This window comes from Streptomyces sp. NBC_00989 (assembly GCF_045162655.1).
Taxonomy (GTDB): domain Bacteria; phylum Actinomycetota; class Actinomycetes; order Streptomycetales; family Streptomycetaceae; genus Streptomyces.
Genome location: NZ_CP108728.1, coordinates 3468557 through 3485963, shown reverse-complemented (window position 1 = coordinate 3485963; position 17407 = coordinate 3468557). Strand labels below are relative to the sequence as shown.

The 17407-nt window shown below is 71.3% G+C and carries 10 protein-coding genes; 9 read left to right on the top strand and 1 reads right to left on the bottom strand.

Annotated elements, in window-relative coordinates; translation table 11 throughout:
* Window positions 1-151 precede the first annotated feature (151 nt).
* The 8 genes from OG714_RS14915 (at window position 152) to OG714_RS14880 (ending at window position 14321) form a co-directional block, all read left to right on the top strand.
* Entirely contained in the window at window positions 152-2311 is a 2160-nt protein-coding gene (locus OG714_RS14915; RefSeq protein WP_406121290.1) for a RecQ family ATP-dependent DNA helicase, read from the top strand.
* 306 nt (window positions 2312-2617) lie between these two features.
* Entirely contained in the window at window positions 2618-4432 is a 1815-nt protein-coding gene (locus OG714_RS14910) for a DUF4192 domain-containing protein (protein WP_406121289.1), read from the top strand.
* Window positions 4433-5250: 818 nt separating this feature from the next.
* Entirely contained in the window at window positions 5251-7191 is a 1941-nt protein-coding gene (locus tag OG714_RS14905) for a glycogen debranching N-terminal domain-containing protein (protein WP_406131824.1), read from the top strand.
* Window positions 7192-7321: 130 nt separating this feature from the next.
* Entirely contained in the window at window positions 7322-8080 is a 759-nt protein-coding gene (locus tag OG714_RS14900) for an NUDIX domain-containing protein (protein ID WP_406121287.1), read from the top strand.
* Between the two features lie 91 nt (window positions 8081-8171).
* Window positions 8172-10301 carry an ATP-binding cassette domain-containing protein gene (locus OG714_RS14895; protein ID WP_406121285.1) on the top strand — a complete coding sequence of 710 codons (2130 nt, stop codon included), beginning with the start codon at window positions 8172-8174 and terminating at the stop codon, window positions 10299-10301.
* Between the two features lie 162 nt (window positions 10302-10463).
* Window positions 10464-11351, top strand: a complete 888-nt coding sequence (locus OG714_RS14890) for a FadR/GntR family transcriptional regulator (protein ID WP_406121284.1) — start codon at window positions 10464-10466, stop codon at window positions 11349-11351.
* 435 nt (window positions 11352-11786) lie between these two features.
* Window positions 11787-13331, top strand: coding sequence for an RNA polymerase sigma factor (locus tag OG714_RS14885; protein ID WP_406121282.1), 1545 nt, complete (start codon window positions 11787-11789; stop codon window positions 13329-13331).
* 132 nt (window positions 13332-13463) lie between these two features.
* A complete protein-coding gene (locus OG714_RS14880) occupies window positions 13464-14321 on the top strand; it encodes a S1 family peptidase (protein WP_406121280.1) in 858 nt (285 codons plus the stop codon).
* Between the two features lie 116 nt (window positions 14322-14437).
* On the opposite strand, the gene OG714_RS14875 is transcribed toward OG714_RS14880, so the two are convergent.
* The gene (locus OG714_RS14875) at window positions 14438-14671 is read right to left on the bottom strand and encodes a hypothetical protein (RefSeq protein ID WP_019061015.1); all 234 of its coding nucleotides are present in this window, start codon (window positions 14669-14671) and stop codon (window positions 14438-14440) included.
* A gap of 441 nt (window positions 14672-15112) precedes the next feature.
* Here OG714_RS14875 and OG714_RS14870 point away from each other — a divergent pair, with 441 nt between their 5' ends.
* Window positions 15113-17233 (top strand): type IIA DNA topoisomerase subunit B, encoded by a 2121-nt coding sequence (locus OG714_RS14870; RefSeq protein WP_406121278.1) that lies wholly within the window; start codon window positions 15113-15115, stop codon window positions 17231-17233.
* Window positions 17234-17407: the final 174 nt, after the last annotated feature.

The following is a 17407-nucleotide window of genomic DNA, read 5'->3' as shown; positions in this document are numbered from 1 at the left end:
CCTGGGACGTTCGAGCACGACACTTTCGTACGCCACTGATGTGCGGGAGGTCCAGAGGGAGCAGGTCGGCCCGGGTGCGGGACGGGGTTCCGCGCCCCTCGCCACGGCGGGGGATTGGGCCGTTGTCAGTGGCGTGCGGTTGCATGGGGGCATGAGCAACCAGGAGCTGCGTGCCGAAGCCGACGCCATCCTCGCCGAGCTGCTCGGTGACCCGACCGGTACGGCGCGGCTGCGCGAGGACCAGTGGCAGGCGGTGGCGGCTCTGGTGGAGGAGCGCAGGCGCGCGCTGGTGGTGCAGCGCACCGGCTGGGGCAAGTCGGCGGTGTACTTCGTCGCCACCGCTCTGCTGCGCCGGCGCGGCTCCGGGCCCACGGTGATCATCTCGCCGCTGCTGGCGCTGATGCGCAACCAGGTCGAGTCGGCGGCGCGGGCCGGTATCCGGGCGCACACCATCAACTCGGCCAACCCGGAGGAGTGGGACAACATCTACGGAGAGGTCGAACGGGGCGAGACCGACGTGCTCCTCGTCAGCCCGGAGCGGCTCAACTCCGTGGACTTCCGCGACCAGGTGCTGCCCAAGCTCGCGGCCACGACCGGCCTCCTGGTGGTCGACGAGGCGCACTGCATCTCCGACTGGGGACACGACTTCCGCCCCGACTACCGCAGGCTCCGGGCGATGCTGGCCGAACTGCCCGCCGGCGTACCGGTGCTGGCCACCACCGCGACCGCCAACGCGCGCGTGACCGCCGATGTGGCCGAGCAGTTGGGCACGGGTGCCGGGGAGGCCCTGGTGCTCCGGGGCACGTTGGAGCGGGAGAGCCTGCGGCTGGGAGTGGTCCAACTGCCGGACGCCGCTCACCGGTTGGCATGGCTCGCCGAGCACCTGGACGAGCTGACCGGCTCGGGCATCATCTACACCCTCACCGTGGCCGCCGCCGAGGAAGCCACCGCGTTCCTGCGCCAACGTGGCTTCAAAGTGGCCTCGTACACCGGGAAGACGGAGAACGCCGACCGCCTCCAGGCCGAGATCGACCTCCAGGAGAACCGGGTCAAGGCCCTGGTCGCCACCTCGGCGCTGGGCATGGGCTACGACAAGCCGGACCTGGGCTTCGTGGTCCACCTCGGTTCACCCTCCTCGCCGATCGCCTACTACCAGCAGGTGGGTCGTGCGGGGCGCGGTGTGGCCCACGCCGATGTGCTGCTCCTGCCCGGCAGGGAGGACGAGGCCATCTGGCGCTACTTCGCCGATACGGCCTTCCCGCCCGAGACACAGGTCCGGCAGACCCTCTCGGCCCTGGCCGACGCGGGACGGCCCCTGTCCGTGCCCGCCCTGGAGACAGCGGTCGAGCTGCGACGCAGCCGCCTGGAGACGATGCTGAAGGTCCTGGACGTCGACGGGGCGGTCAAGCGCGTGAAGGGCGGCTGGGCGGCCACGGGCGCGGAGTGGGTGTACGACGCCGAGCGGTACACCTGGGTGGCCAAGCAGCGTGCGGCCGAGCAGCAGGCCATGCGCGACTACGTGAGTACGTCCCAGTGCCGGATGGAGTTCCTGCGTCGGCAACTGGACGACGAAGGCGCGGTGCCCTGCGGTCGTTGCGACAACTGCGCGGGCGCGTGGATCGATTCCTCGGTCTCGACGGAGGCGTTGACGGGGGCGACGAAGGAACTGGACCGCCCAGGCATGGAGGTGGAGCCGCGCCGGATGTGGCCGACCGGGATGGCCGCGCTGGGCGTGGACCTCAAGGGCCGTATCCCGGCGAAGGATCAATGCTCCACGGGGCGCGCCCTGGGGCGGCTCTCCGACATCGGCTGGGGCAACCGGCTGCGCCCGCTGCTGGCCGAGAACGCACCTGACGGCCCGGTCCCCGACGACGTCCTGAAGGCCGCGGTGGCGGTCCTCGCCGACTGGGCGCGCTCTCCGGGCGGTTGGGCACCGAATGTCGAGGATGCCTCCGCGCGGCCGGTGGGGGTCGTGGCCGTACCGTCCCTGGGCCGCCCGCAACTGGTCGGTTCCCTTGCCCAGGGCATCGCGAGCATCGGCCGCCTTCCCCTCCTGGGCACCCTGACGTACACCGGACCCGACGGCACGCACGCGGCACGCCGCAGCAACTCCGCCCAGCGCCTCAGGGCCCTGTCCGACGCCTTCGCCGTCTCGGGAGAGCTGGCCGACGCCCTGGCGGCCTCTCCCGGCCCCGTCCTGCTCGTGGACGACTACACCGACTCCGGCTGGACCCTCGCGGTCGCCGCCCGGCTGCTCCGCCGGGCAGGCAGCGAGCAGGTGCTTCCGCTGGTTCTCGCTGCGGCGGGCTGAGGTTTCGTCTGAGGGACCCTTGCCGTTGACGTGCGGTCGGTGTGATGTCGGCCTGCGGGTGCGGTGATTGGGGTTGGGCGGGGGCAAGCTTCCGTAGCAATGGGATCGCCTTGGTCTGGGCAAGCTTCGGTAGCGGCGGAATCGTCTCGGTCGCCCCCGCCGGGTGATCGCGTGAGCGCGGTGGGCGGTCCGGATATCCCGGTCACATGGACCGACTTGGCCGTGTCGAACCCCATGTGGCGTGTCCCTGACCGGACTTATCCACAGGCCCAAGCGGAACTTTGCAATCCGCGAGATCGTCGACGCATGACGAACCACAGCGAAACGACCGGATCCTCCGAAAACGGCGACATCGACCCCAGCGCGTACGACCGACACGGTGCCGAGCACCAGGTCACCCTGCGCAGCCCCGCCGAACTCGCCGACGCCCTGCCCTATCTGCTCGGGTACCGCCCCGAGGACAGCATCGTCCTCGTCGCCCTGCACGATCGGGGCGGCCGGGGCCGGTTCGGCGGCAGGGCCCGGCTCGGCATTCCCGCCGGCGCGGACGACTGGGCTTCCGTGGCACGGCAGTTGGCCCACGGCCTGGTGACAGGCAGCGAGCGTAGGGGCCCCCGACCCGAACAGATGATCGCCTACGTCTGTCAGGAACCGGCGCCAGGGGAGTCGGGGCGTCAGGTCATGGAGCGCCTGCGCCCGCTCGTGCAGAAGCTGCGCACCGAGTGCGGCCGGCTCGACGTGACCGTGATCGAGGCGCTCTGCATCTCGGACGGCCGTTTCTGGTCGTACTGCTGCGCCACCGTGGGATGTTGCCCGGTGGACGGATCTCCGATGGGTCTTCCGGGCACGTCCGTACTGGCCGCGGCGGCGACCTACGCGGGACTCCAAGTGCGCGGCACGCTGCGCGAGTTGCGGGCCAGGCTGCAGCCTTGGGAGACGGCCCTCGCGCTTCAGCAGGAAGTTGCCCTGGACGCCGCCGGTATGACCCTGGTTCCGAGGATTCTCGACGACGTCAGCCGAGCGGACGTGGCGCAGGAGACCCTGGATCTGGCCCAGCGGATCATGAGGCGATTCGCCGCGGCACCACACGTGTCCGGCGCACTTCACGCGGACTTCCGCGACGACGCACTGCTCGCCCACGACGAAGCCGCCACGCTGATCCTCGGCCTCCAGGACCGCACGACCCGCGACCGCGCCGCCGAATGGATGGAGGGCGACGGCGCGGTACCGGCCCTGCGCCTCTGGCGCGCACTGGCCCGCCGCTGCGTCGGACCCTACGGCGAACACGCCGCGGCTCCTCTCACGCTCGCCGGCTGGGTCGCCTGGTCGACCGGCGACGACCTGGAGGCCAGGGAGGCCTTGGCCATGGCACTGGGCGCGGACCCCGACTACCTGTTCGCCCGACTCCTGCACCAGGCCTGCAACGAGGGCCTGGACCCGGAGTCGATCCGGCGCTGCCTGCGCGCGGAGCGGGTGGAACGGGCGGGGGCGGCGGGAGTTGGGGAGACGGCGGGCGCGGAAGCGGTAAGTGCGGCGGGAGTTGGAGGAGGAACGGGAGTGGGAAGGGCGACGGAAGCCGGAGAGGTGACGGGAGCTGGCGGAGTGGCGGACGGCGGAGAGACGGAGGGCGCTGGAGGCGCAACGGGCGTCGGAGAAGTGACAGGAGGTGAAGAGGCAGCGGGCGTCGGAGAAGTGACGGGAGTTGGAAGGGCGGCGGGCGCCGTCGAGATGGCGGGAGCCGGTAGCGCGGCGGGAGTTGGAGAGGCGACGCGCGCTGGCGGGGCGGTCGGCGGCGCGGAGGCCGCCGACGCCTCCGCCTCCGTACGGCAGGGCGTGGGCGCTCCCGGCGATGCCCCGGCACCGGCGGCCGGCTCGCCCGCGGCCTCCCGTCGTCGGCGACGCCCGCGTACCGCCGACGGAGCCGAGGGCAGCCCCCGTCCTTCGGGCGCGGCCAGCCGCCGATCCGGGGCGGATGGATCCCGCCCGCGCACACCGGCGCAGGGCACCGCACGCCCCGGCAGCACGCGTTCGCGCACCGCTGGAAAGGCCGATTCGCGGCGTTACGACACCTGCTCGGAGGCACCGCAGTCGGGGAGTAACGGCGTTGAGGGGGACGGGTGATCAAGGGTTGGGGGAGTGGATGGCAACCCCGCCGGTCTAGTCGTCGGCCCGGTGCGTTCGGCGCTTGGCTCCACCGGGTCGTCCGGCTGTCGGCGATGACTCCGCAAGCGGTCAGTGTCCCCAGCGCGCGGGCCAACGCTGGACTCGTGGATGGGCACCCGGCGCGAGAAACAGGCGCGTGCGGCCGACGGACCGTGCGCCGGGTCGGCAGCCATCCGGACCGGGGGACCGGCGCCGGTTGTCCGTCTCCTCCGCCGCGCCGCCATTCGGTCGGCTTCCCAGGACGCGGGCGTGACCAGGAGGAGCCCGGTTCCGTTCACCTGAGTGGCGGAACGCCTGAACGGGTCGTGTCGCCGGACAGCCCTTGTCCTCCCGGAACAGTCCAACCGGCGCCGAACACGTCTGAGGCGCACAGAGCGCAGAAGAAGCCGCCCATGCACCAGCCGACTCCGCCCTCCGCCGCCGACGACCGCCCTGACTCCGGTGACCCCGAGCCGCGTCCGAGCCGGGGCACCAGCTCACCGCCACCATCCCGTGGGACCAGCTCCGCGCCGCCATCCCGAGAGACCAACTCCGCGCCGCCGTACACGGGCACCGCCGATCCCGAGCATCCACCACAACCGCCCCACCGACCGCAACCGTCCCATCAGCCGGCAGACGGGTGGGCGCCCGGCCAGATCCGCCGCCCACCCCCGCCCGCATCCCCACGGCAGCCTTCTCCCGTCTCCCCACGCAGGTCCTCCCCCGTCCCCTCGCCGCAGAGCCCTCCGCCGCACCCGCCGGCCCCGTCTCGCCCGACGCCCCGTCGCTCCCTCGAACTGCCCCCCACCCACACCACCCTGATCTGCGTAGCCCTCCCGGGTCTCGCCGTCTCCACCGAGCAAGGGCAGCTGAACGGACGGGGGTTGGAGGGGTTCTACCGCGCGGGTCGGCGCGTGCTCTCCCGCTGTCAGGTGCGGGTGGCCGGACGGGAACCGCTGGCGGTGCAGGCCAGGATGACGGCGGCCGACCGCGCCCGTTTCGTGGGGACCGTGCGGGTCTCCCCGGACTGCGGCCCGGATCCGGACCTTCTCGTCGAACGGTCCCGGCACGCCGACGGCACCGAGCGCATCACCCTGCGCAGCGTCTCCCGGCGCACGCTGCGTCTGCCGGTCGAGGTGGCGCTCGGCACCGACATGGCCGACCTGGGCGCGATCGCCGCAGGCAACACAGGACCCGAACTGCCCGCCAGCGTGCACGACTCCGGCCTGCGCTGGTCCGGCCCCACCGGGAACTCGGCGGTCACGGCCGACCCACCGCCCGCCGACGCGCTGGCCTCCGCGGGGCTCCTGCGCTGGGAGTTCGAACTGCCCCCGGGCGGCACGGTGAGCGTCGAACTCCGGGTACGGCCGGACGGCGCGGGACTGGTCCGGGCCGTGGGCCACGGGGCGACCGGCCCCCTGGCCTCCGCACGGGCGACCGGCGACGACCCCCGAGTCCACGTGCTCATGCGGACCAGCATCGAGGACCTCCAGGCACTGCTGCTGCGCGACCCCGCGCACCCCTCCAACACCCATCTTGCGGCTGGCGCACCCTGGCGCTGCGGTCTTGCGCCGACGGAGTCGCTCACCGCGGCGCGGATGACGCTGCCTCTCGGTACGCGGCTCGCCGCGGGCACACTGAGGACCCTCGCCCGCACCCAACTCCACCGCGCAGGAACACAGTTGGGCATGATTCCCGGACCGCGCCGCGATGCCGGCGGCCATCTGCCGCCGAGCTGCACGGGCACCGAGGCAACCCTGCTCTTCCCGGTGCTGCTCGCGGAGGCCCGCCGCTGGGGGCTCCCGGAGCAGGAGACGCAGGAGTTACTTCCGGCCGCCGAGCGCTGTCTGACCTGGCTGCGGACCACCGTGGGCGACGGCACCTATCTGCGCGACCCGCACCCGGGCGGCCCCGTCCGCTGCGAGACACAGGCCCACGCCCACCGGGCGGCGCTGCTCGGCGCCGATCTGCTCGACGCGTTCGGCAGGTCCGGCGGTGCGGAATTACGGCAGTGGGCCCAGGAGTTGCGCACCGCCTTCCGCGCGGACTTCTGGATCGGGGACCTGGGCGGCGGCCGCCCGGCGGCGGCCCGGTCTCCCGACGGGCGCCTCGTACCGCACCTCGGCGCGACCGCGGCCCACCTCCTCGACACCGGCCTCCTGGGCGGAGGCGAGTACGCACCCGGCCTGCTGGACAAGGTGCGGGCCGAACAACTCGCCCGGCTGCTCGGCGCCCCGGCCATGGACTCGGGCTGGGGACTGCGCGGCCTGGGCGTGAAGGAGCCGGGATACAGCCCGTTCAGCCACCGGGGCGGAGCCGTGCGAGTCGCGGAGACGGCGATCGCCATCGCGGGCCTGGCCGCCGCCGCGTACGAGAAGGAGGCGACCTCCCTGCTGCGGGGCGTCCTCGCCGCGGCCGAGGCGTTCGGACACCGGCTCCCCGAGATGTACGCGGGTGAGCAGCGCACCGACGGGAGCGCTCCCCTTCCGCACCCGGCGGCCTGCCGCCCGGCGGCCACGGCGGCGGCCGCCGGAGTGCTGCTGCTGACCACCCTCGCGGGCATCCGCCCCGACGCCCCCGCCCGCACGGTCACCCTCCGCCCGGTGCGCAGCGCACCCCTCGGCGAGATCGGCCTGACCGGGCTGCGGATCGCGGGCGCCCCCTTCTCCGTACGGGTCGGCCGGCTCGGTGTCGCCATGGTCGAGGAGGCGGCCGACGGCCTGCAATTGGGAGCGTGACCTCGGAGGAGGCCGTATCGGGAGACGGCCGGAAGCGGTGGGCGGGCCACGCATCGCACCGATGTGGATCAGTCATGGCGGTACCGGCGAAGGGAGTGTTTATCGTCAGGCAGACGACTATGATCGCCGCATGTCCTACGACCCGTCAGCCTATCCGCCCTTCGCCGTCACCGTGGATCTGGTCGTGCTGACCGTGCGCCGCCATGCTCTGTGCGGGCTGGCGGTACGCAGGGGCGAGCCGCCGTTCCAGGGGCGCTGGGCGCTGCCCGGCGGCTTCGTGCGGGCCGACGAGGATCTGTCGCAGGCCGCCGCGCGCGAACTGGCCGAGGAGACGGGACTGCGCGCTCACGACCCGGGCGCCCCCGTCCAGGACAACGGCGCACATCTGGAGCAGCTCGCGACCTACGGCGACCCCAAGCGCGACCCGCGGATGCGCGTCGTCAGTGTCGCCCACCTCGCGCTCGCTCCCGACCTGCCGGCACCCCGCGCAGGTGGCGACGCCAGCAACGCGCGCTGGGCGCCCGTCGAAGAGCTGCTGCAGCAAGCCGGGTTCGGACGCGACGGCGATCCGGTGGCACCGCTCGCCTTCGACCACACGCAGATCCTGTCCGACGGGGTGGAGCGCGCCCGTTCGAAGATCGAGTACTCGTCCCTGGCCACGGCGTTCTGCCCCACCGAGTTCACCGTCGGTGAGCTGCGCCGCGTCTACGAGGCGGTATGGGGCGTGGCGCTCGACCCGCGCAACTTCCACCGCAAGGTGACCGGCACGCCCGGGTTCCTCGTTCCGACGGGCGGTACGACGACCCGTCAGGGCGGCCGCCCCGCACAGTTGTTCCGGGCCGGCGGGGCCACGCTGCTCAACCCGCCGATGCTGCGCCCCGAGGTGTGACGCCGTAGCACCTCGAACGAGGCGATCAACCCTTGCGCAGCGGGCCGTTCGGTGCCCGGAAAAACGGACATAGCGCGCTATCTTGCTGTGGGTGATCCAGGCCTTCGGACTGACCAGCAACGCCCGCAAGGAGCATCCGCCCGCCGTCGACGACGTCTCGTTCGAGGCACGTGCGGGGCGCGTCACCGCACTCCTCGGAGCACCGGGCGCGGGCAAGACGGCCGCGCTCAGGCTCATGCTCGAACTCCAACAGGGACGTGGAATCACCTACTTCAGGGGCCGCCCCCTGCACCGCATCGCCCACCCGTCGCGCGAGGTCGGAGTGCTCCTGGGCGATGTGCCGGGACATCCGGCCCGATCGGTCCGCGGCCACCTTCGAATGCTGTGCGCCGCGGGGGGAGTTCCGGCCCGGCGCGCCGACGAAGTCCTCGAGGTGGTCGGCATCGTCAGCCTGCGCGACGAACGCCTCGGCAGCCTCGCGCGCGGCATGGACCGTCGCCTCGGCCTCGCCTGCGCCCTGCTGTCCGACCCGCACACACTCGTGCTGGACGAACCCGCGGACGCCCTCTCCGCCCGCGAAAGCAGTTGGCTGTACGGCATGCTGCGCGCGCACGCGGCCCAGGGCGGCACGGTCCTGTTCACCACCGCGGAACCCAAGGAGGCCGCCCGCTGTGCCGACCGGGTCGTCACCCTGGAGCAGGGCAGACTCGTAGCCGACCAGGAGGCCGGAGACTTCGCCCGCACCCGGCTGCGCCCCCGCGTCGCCGTCCGCAGCCCGCACGCCAACCGCCTCGCCGCCCTCCTCGCCAAGGAGGCCCGCACCGCGCACCGCTCCGTCGAAGTCGTACGGGAGGACGGCAACCGCCTTTCCGTGTACGGCAGTACATGCGCCGACGTCGGCGAGACGGCGTTCCGGCACGACATCCTCGTCCACCAACTCGCGGACGAGATCGGGGACATGGGGCCGGGTGCCGGAACGACCCTCCGAGGCGAGGTGGATTCCGTCGACGAGCCGCGAGCGCCTGACACTCCGTCGGGAGTCGAGGTGCCATCGGCCCGCACTGACGTGCCACTCGCCGAGCTGCCGACGCGACTCACAGATACTCCGCCCGCTGAGACGCCGAGGCCGTCCACCGACACGCTGCCTGCCGGGACCCCACAGCCCCGCGCCGCCGAGCCGCTCGCCGACAGTCCACAGCGGCCCACCACCACGCTGCCCACCGCCGAGCCGCCCACGGTCGAAGAACCGGAACCTGCGGCCGAGCCCGACCCGCCCTACGAAGCCCACGCAGCCGCTGCGAGTGCCCCCGCCACAAACTCCCGGCTGGTTCCCCTCATCGACCCCGAGGCGTCGGCCGACACCCGTCCCCGCGCGCGTGCCCCACGCCCCGCCCAAGCCCTCACTCTTGACGCCCTGTCCCCGCTCCCGCCCCCCATCTCCGTCCGCTCCGCCCCCAGCCCGCTGCGCCCGCTCCGCTACGAGCTGCGTCGGGCCGCCGGTATCAGTACCGGGTTTCTGACCGGGGCCGCCGTACTCGTCGTGTCCGCCCTCACCGCACTGCTGTTGGCCCGCATCGGGCACACCCCGCAGCAGCGTCTCCTGGCCGCGTGGCCACGGGAGTTGCCCCTGCCGCCCGCGGCGCTCGGTGCGGGGCTGCTCGGGGCGTTCGCGTTCGGCGACGAGTTCCGCCACCCTGCCCTGGCGGCGGACCGCGGCACCGTGCCCCGCCGCATGGGGCTGCTCGTCGCGAAGCTCCTCGTCTCCGCGGCCACCGCGCTGCTGCTGGCGTTCCTCACGGTGGGCTGCGACGCCGAAGTGCTCTATCTCGTCTACGGACGGGAGCTCGCGCAAGTTCCCGCCGACTGGCTTTCGATGAGCGCGAGTTGGATCGGCCTGGTCGTCGGCTGCGCCTGGGCCGGCGTTCTGGCCGCCGGTGTCTTCCGGTCCACCACGGCCGGGCTCGCCGCGGTGGTCGCCGTACCGATTCTCGTCGTGCCCCTCGTACACAAGGCGTTGGAAGGGTCCGCCGTGCGGACCGCGGAAGGCTTTCCGCTGCGGATGCGGAAGGTGTTCCTGCTGCAGTGGCCCTTCGGGGGAGAGCGTTACCTGTCCGCGGCAGCGCGGGTGATCGCCCAACCCGTGGGCGGGGCACTGACGTTGTCGCTGACCGCACTGCTCTGCGCGTATCTGCTCACGACCCTGCGTAGCAGGGTCCGATGACGACCGTCCGCACCCTTCGGGTACCGCTCTGCGCACAACTCCCCGCAGAAAGCCCATTTCTTTCCGATAAGGCGTCAATTGCGACGGGGTGAGCGATCACCCTTTCGTGTGCTTTTCACCAAAGACCTCAAGGGAGTTGGGGACAGCGCCGACAAAGGATCCGTGAGTACCCTTGCGCACACCATGATGACCGCCGCCCGCTCCGCAGACTCCGGTCTCGCCGGCCCGGGCGAACTCGACCGCTACCCCTATGCCGAGGCGCCCGTCACCGAGCGCCTCGGAGCCCCTTCCTGGGACGGTTCCGACCCCGAGCTGGGCCGCGTGGGCCGGCGTACCACGGGCAGCCGCGGACGCGGGCTGCACGGCCAACTCGTCCAGCAGCTGGGTCAGATGATCGTCTCCGGGGACCTGGGCGCCGATCGCCCGCTGGTGCCCGAGGAGATCGGCCAGCGTTTCGAGGTCTCCCGCACAGTCGTCCGCGAATCGCTCCGCGTCCTTGAGGCCAAGGGCCTGGTCAGTGCTCGCCCGAACGTCGGCACGCGCGTGCGTCCCGTCAGTGACTGGAACCTCCTCGACCCGGACATCATCGAGTGGCGCGCCTTCGGCCCGCAGCGCGACAACCAGCGCCGTGAACTGAGCGAGCTGCGCTGGACGATCGAGCCGCTCGCCGCGCGTCTCGCCGCCGGACACGGGCGCGAGGATGTCCAGCAGCGCCTCTCAGACATGGTCGAGATCATGGGTCACGCCATGGGGCAGGGTGACGCGCTGACCTTCTCCCGCGCGGACGCCGAGTTCCACTCGCTGCTCATCCAGGTCGCGGGCAACCGGATGCTGGAGCACCTTTCCGGGATCGTCTCCTCGGCCCTCCAGGTCTCCGGCGGCCCCGTCACGGGCTGTGACCGCCCGACCGAGGCCTCCCTGGGGCACCACGCCCGGATCGTCGACGCCCTCGCCGCCGGCGACGGTGCGGCGGCCGAGGCGGCCATGCGGCAGCTGCTGATCGTGCACCCCGAGGTGGAGCGCGTGGTACCCGCCCCGCGCGAACACTGACGCGCGCGGGATGGCCCGCGCGGTCGAGGTGTGCCGCGTTCTCGTGGCGGCGCCCGGCCGGGGCGCCCGTCTTCCGCCGGACCCCGCAGGATCCTCCAGGGAATCCGGCGGGGTCCGGCGGTGCGACGGGGTGTCGGATTCCCCTGGGGAGCGCCTGTCACGGCCGCAGGTGACCTCCTCTGCCCGTGTCTGACCGTTTTTGAACGCTTACGGGGTGTGACTCGGGCCACGCAGATTGGGCGTAACGCTCGCGGGCACTGCGCGATGACCTAAGAGGTGACAGCCGCGGAAGGGAATACGGACGCCGTTCAAGGCGCTGTGTTTCTTCCCGGCCCCAGCCCGCGCCGTCGGCCCATCCCCAAGTCGGCGGTCGTCGGTTCCTGTCCGTACCGGACGGGGCCGGAAGCCGTTTTCCATCGTTCCGAGAGGTTGTTCGTGTCGGCCAGCACATCCCGTACGCTCCCGCCGGAGATCGCCGAGTCCGTCTCTGTCATGGCGCTCATCGAGCGGGGAAAGGCTGAGGGGCAGATCGCCGGCGATGACGTGCGTCGGGCCTTCGAAGCTGACCAGATTCCGGCCACTCAGTGGAAGAACGTACTGCGCAGCCTCAACCAGATCCTCGAGGAAGAGGGTGTGACGCTGATGGTCAGTGCCGCGGAGCCCAAGCGCACCCGAAAGAGCGTCGCAGCGAAGAGTCCGGCCAAGCGCACCGCCACCAAGACGGTCGCCGCGAAGACGGTGACCGCCAAGAAGGCCACCGCCACCGCCACTCCGGCGGCCCCCGTCGCCGACGCCTCCGTCGAGGACGACGCCGCGCAGAAGGTCGCTGCCAAGAAGACCGCGCCCGCCAAGAAGGCGGTCGCCAAGAAGGTCGCCGCCAAGAAGACGACTGCGGCGGCAGCCAAGAAGACCAGCGCCAAGAAGGACGACGCCGAGCTGGTCGACGAAGAGGCGACCGAGGAGACCCCGGGCAAGACCGGGGACGAGCCCGAGGGCGCCGAGAGCGCCGGGTTCGTGCTCTCCGACGAGGACGAGGACGACGCGCCCGCGCAGCAGGTCGCCGCCGCCGGTGCCACCGCCGACCCGGTCAAGGACTACCTCAAGCAGATCGGCAAGGTCCCCCTCCTCAACGCCGAGCAGGAGGTCGAGCTCGCCAAGCGCATCGAGGCCGGTCTGTTCGCCGAGGACAAACTGGCCAACGCCGACAAGCTCGCCCCCAAGCTCAAGCGCGAACTGGAGATCATCGCCGAGGACGGCCGCCGCGCCAAGAACCACCTCCTGGAGGCCAACCTCCGTCTGGTGGTCTCCCTGGCCAAGCGCTACACCGGCCGCGGCATGCTCTTCCTGGACCTCATCCAGGAGGGCAACCTCGGTCTGATCCGCGCGGTCGAGAAGTTCGACTACACCAAGGGCTACAAGTTCTCCACGTACGCCACCTGGTGGATCCGTCAGGCCATCACGCGCGCGATGGCCGACCAGGCCCGCACCATCCGTATCCCGGTGCACATGGTCGAGGTCATCAACAAGCTCGCGCGCGTGCAGCGCCAGATGCTCCAGGACCTGGGCCGCGAGCCCACCCCGGAGGAGCTGGCCAAGGAACTCGACATGACCCCGGAGAAGGTCATCGAGGTCCAGAAATACGGCCGCGAGCCCATCTCCCTGCACACCCCCCTGGGCGAGGACGGCGACAGCGAGTTCGGTGACCTCATCGAGGACTCCGAGGCCGTCGTACCGGCCGACGCGGTCAGCTTCACCCTCCTCCAGGAGCAGCTGCACTCCGTCCTGGACACCCTGTCCGAGCGCGAGGCCGGTGTGGTCTCGATGCGCTTCGGTCTCACCGACGGTCAGCCGAAGACCCTCGACGAGATCGGCAAGGTGTACGGGGTCACCCGTGAGCGCATCCGCCAGATCGAGTCCAAGACCATGTCGAAGCTGCGCCACCCGTCGCGTTCGCAGGTGCTGCGCGACTACCTCGACTAGGCCGTAGTCGTACGACACGGAAGGCCCGGTTTCCCCTCAGGGGGCCGGGCCTTCGTGCTGGCCGCGGGTGCGCGGCGCGGCGCGCTGGATCACTCTGGGTCTCCCATGACCATCCCAGAGTGAGGAACGTGCATGCGTCGTCCCCTTGCCCGGGCGCTGACCCGGCCGCTGGTTCTGGCGGCCGCCGCGGCCGCCATACCACTGGTCTCAGCGGCCCCCGCGGCCGCCGACAGCATCGTCGTCGGCGGATTCCCGGTCGATGTCTCCGTGAGCCCTTGGACGGTGGCGCTGTCCAGCCGTGACCGGTTCGGGGGTACCCGGGCGGGGCAGTTCTGCGGCGGCGTCGCCGTGGGCCGGACCACCGTGCTGACCGCGGCCCACTGCATGGGCGCCGAGGTCCTGGGGACGCCGCCGCACCGGGCGGCCGACCTCAAGGCCATCGCGGACCGTACGGACCTGCTGTCGGGCCGGGGTCAGGAGATCGCCGTACGCGACGTGTGGGTCAATCCGGGCTACGACCCCGTCAGCAACGCCGGCGACTTCGCCGTGCTCACACTCGCCGATCCGCTGCCCCAGAGCTCGGTCATCCGGGCGGCGGCCGCGGGCGACACCGCCTACCGGGCGGGCACGGCCGCCACGGTCTACGGCTGGGGCGATCTCACCGGCAGTGGCGACTACGCGGGCAGCCTGCACGCGGCACGCCTGCACGTGCTGCCCGACGCGCGCTGCGAGGAGGCGTATCCGGCCGGTGCCGACGGCACCTACCTCCCCGAGTCCATGCTGTGCGCCGGAGAGTCTCAGGGCGGCCGTGACGCCTGTCAGGGCGACAGCGGGGGACCGCTGGTCGCCCAGGGGCGGCTGATCGGGCTCGTGTCGTGGGGCAGCGGGTGCGGACGGGCCGGGAGCCCAGGCGTCTACACCAGGGTGTCGGACGTCCTGCGGACACTGGGCCGCCACCGCGGCTCGCCAGGGCCGCACAAGGGCGCCTGACGGCGTCTGGGAGGCATCTGCGGGTACGAAGACGGGCGGCCCCGCTCCTGTGGTTCAGGAGCGGGGCCGCCCGTCGCCGGCCTAGGCCGGTGCTGGCTCGTCGTGGACGCGATGTGTCAGCGGTCTTCTTCAGGAACGCTTGCAGCAGGAGCGGAGGTCAGCCGCTCCGACTCGTCCTGTATCTCAGCGGCGATCTTCTTGAGTTCCGGCTCGAACTTGCGGCCGTGGTGGGCGCAGAAGAGCAGTTCTCCGCCGCTCAGCAGGACGACGCGCAGGTATGCCTGGGCGCCGCAGCGGTCGCAGCGATCGGCGGCCGTCAGTGGGCTCGCGGGGGTCAGAACAGTAGTCACGTCGCCTCTTCTCTAGCTCGACGAGCTGTCGTACCAGGGTCAACATCCAACCAGCCCGAAAACGTTCCCGCTCGTGGCTTTTCCTCGAAAAATTCTTCCGGGGCGGCTGTGTGCTGCCGGTTGGCGGCGAATGTGCCGTATTGCGTGTCTATGTGTCTGTACGGGTTCGCGCTGTGGGTCGGGGTCGGTCCTCCCGGCTGGATTGCCGGTTGTTCTTGAGGACGTGCCCGGAGCCTAAATGGTTCATGCCCCGAAGGGAACGTGATATGTACTTCACTCCATCGAGGGATCGAACAGGTATACGACCCTGGACTAGTGTGAGGAGGAGACGAGGGTGGCGTTACAACGGCTCTACCAGGCCTCGGTACCCTCTGAGCGGCAACCGAAGCCGGGCCCTTACCCAAAAGGGCCTCATCTGAAATTCAGCGAGGAGCGAACCGCGTGACCGCCGAAACGTCCGTGCCGTCGACAGCGCTGCTGGCAGGAGCAGACCGGGACGGTTCCAACTACACCGCGCGGCACCTGCTCGTCCTCGAGGGGCTCGAGGCCGTACGCAAGCGCCCGGGTATGTACATCGGGTCTACCGACAGCCGTGGCCTGATGCACTGTCTGTGGGAGATCATCGACAACTCCGTGGACGAGGCCCTCGGGGGCTACTGCGACCACATCGAGGTGATCCTGCACGACGACGCCTCGGTGGAGGTCCGGGACAACGGCCGGGGCATCCCGGTCGACGTCGAGCCCAAGACCGGCCTCTCCGGTGTCGAGGTCGTCATGACCAAGCTGCACGCCGGCGGCAAGTTCGGCGGCGGCTCGTACGCCGCCTCCGGCGGTCTGCACGGCGTGGGCGCCTCCGTGGTGAACGCCCTGTCCGCGCGGCTGGACGTCGAGGTGGACCGCAGCGGCAACACCCACGCCATCAGCTTCCGGCGCGGTGTGCCGGGCTCCTTCACGACGGCCGGTCCGGACGCCACGTTCGAGCCCGGTGGCCTGCGCAAGACCAAGCGGATCCCCAAGACCCGCACCGGCACGCGCGTGCGCTACTGGGCCGACCGCCAGATCTTCCTCAAGGACGCCAAGCTCTCCCTGGAGGGCCTGCACCAGCGGGCCCGGCAGACCGCGTTCCTGGTGCCCGGACTGACCATCGTGGTCCGCGACGAGTACGGCCTCGGCGAGGGCGGCAGCAAGGGAGAGGAGTCGTTCCGCTTCGACGGCGGCATCAGCGAGTTCTGCGAGTACCTGGCGAACGACAAGCCGGTCTGCGACGTACTGCGCCTGTCCGGCCAGGGCATTTTCAAGGAGACGGTGCCCGTCCTGGACGACCACGGCCAGATGACGCCCACCGAGGTCACCCGTGAACTCGGCGTCGACATCGCGATGCGCTGGGGGACGGGCTACGACACGACGCTCAGGTCGTACGTGAACATCATCGCCACCCCCAAGGGCGGTACCCACGTCGCCGGCTTCGAGCAGGCCGTCGTCAAGACGATGAACGAGGTGGCGCGCGCCAAGAAGCTGCTGCGCGTCGCCGAGGACGACGTCGTCAAGGACGACGCCCTGGAGGGCCTCACCGCGGTCGTCACCGTCCGGCTCGCCGAACCGCAGTTCGAGGGCCAGACCAAGGAGGTGCTCGGTACGTCGGCGGCCCGCCGCATCGTCGCCAACGTGGTCGCCAAGGAGCTCAAGGACTTCCTGACCTCGACGAAGCGTGACGCCGCAGCCCAGGCACGCGTGGTCATGGAGAAGGCCGTCGCCGCCGCACGCACGCGTATCGCGGCCCGGCAGCACAAGGACGCGCAGCGCCGCAAGACGGCCCTGGAGTCCTCGTCGCTGCCCGCCAAGCTCGCCGACTGCCGCAGCGACGACGTCGAGCGCAGCGAGCTGTTCATCGTCGAGGGAGACTCCGCGCTCGGTACGGCCAAGCTCGCCCGGAACTCCGAGTTCCAGGCGCTGCTGCCGATCCGCGGCAAGATCCTCAACGTCCAGAAGTCGTCCGTCACCGACATGCTGAAGAACGTCGAGTGCGGGGCGATCATCCAGGTCATAGGGGCGGGATCGGGCCGTACCTTCGACATCGACGCGGCCCGCTACGGCAAGATCATCATGATGACCGACGCCGATGTGGACGGCTCCCACATCCGGTGTCTTCTCCTGACCCTGTTCCAGCGCTACATGCGGCCCATGGTCGAGGCCGGCCGGGTGTTCGCCGCGGTGCCGCCGCTGCACCGCATCGAGCTCGTCCAGCCCAAGAAGGGCCAGGACAAGTACGTCTACACGTACTCGGACCGTGAGCTGCGCGAGAAGCTCCTGGAGTTCCAGAGGAAGGGTGTCCGGTACAAGGACTCCATCCAGCGCTACAAGGGTCTCGGCGAGATGGACGCCGACCAGCTGGCCGAGACGACGATGGACCCCCGTCACCGCACCCTGCGCCGGATCAACCTCTCCGATCTGGACGCGGCCGAGCAGGTCTTCGATCTGCTCATGGGCAACGACGTGGCACCGCGCAAGGAGTTCATCTCCAGCTCGGCCGCGACGCTGGACCGGTCGCGGATCGACGCCTGACCGCCGCGCCGGGCCCGGGCGTGACCTGGGCCCGGACTCGGGTCCGACCTGGGCCCGGGCCGCGGCTCGGAGGCCAGGGTCCGGCCCGGCGCGATCGTTCCGTTCCTGCCCCGGGCCCCTGTCGCCCGGCTCGGCCTCGGAACGGCGCCGCCGGCCGGCTCCACCCGTGGGTGG

Coding starts and splice junctions, on each gene's coding strand:
- OG714_RS14915 (WP_406121290.1), top strand. CDS start 152: ATGAGCAACCAGGAGCTGCGTGCCGAAGCCGACGCCATCCTCGCCGAG.
- OG714_RS14910 (WP_406121289.1), top strand. CDS start 2,618: ATGACGAACCACAGCGAAACGACCGGATCCTCCGAAAACGGCGACATC.
- OG714_RS14900 (WP_406121287.1), top strand. CDS start 7,322: ATGTCCTACGACCCGTCAGCCTATCCGCCCTTCGCCGTCACCGTGGAT.
- OG714_RS14880 (WP_406121280.1), top strand. CDS start 13,464: ATGCGTCGTCCCCTTGCCCGGGCGCTGACCCGGCCGCTGGTTCTGGCG.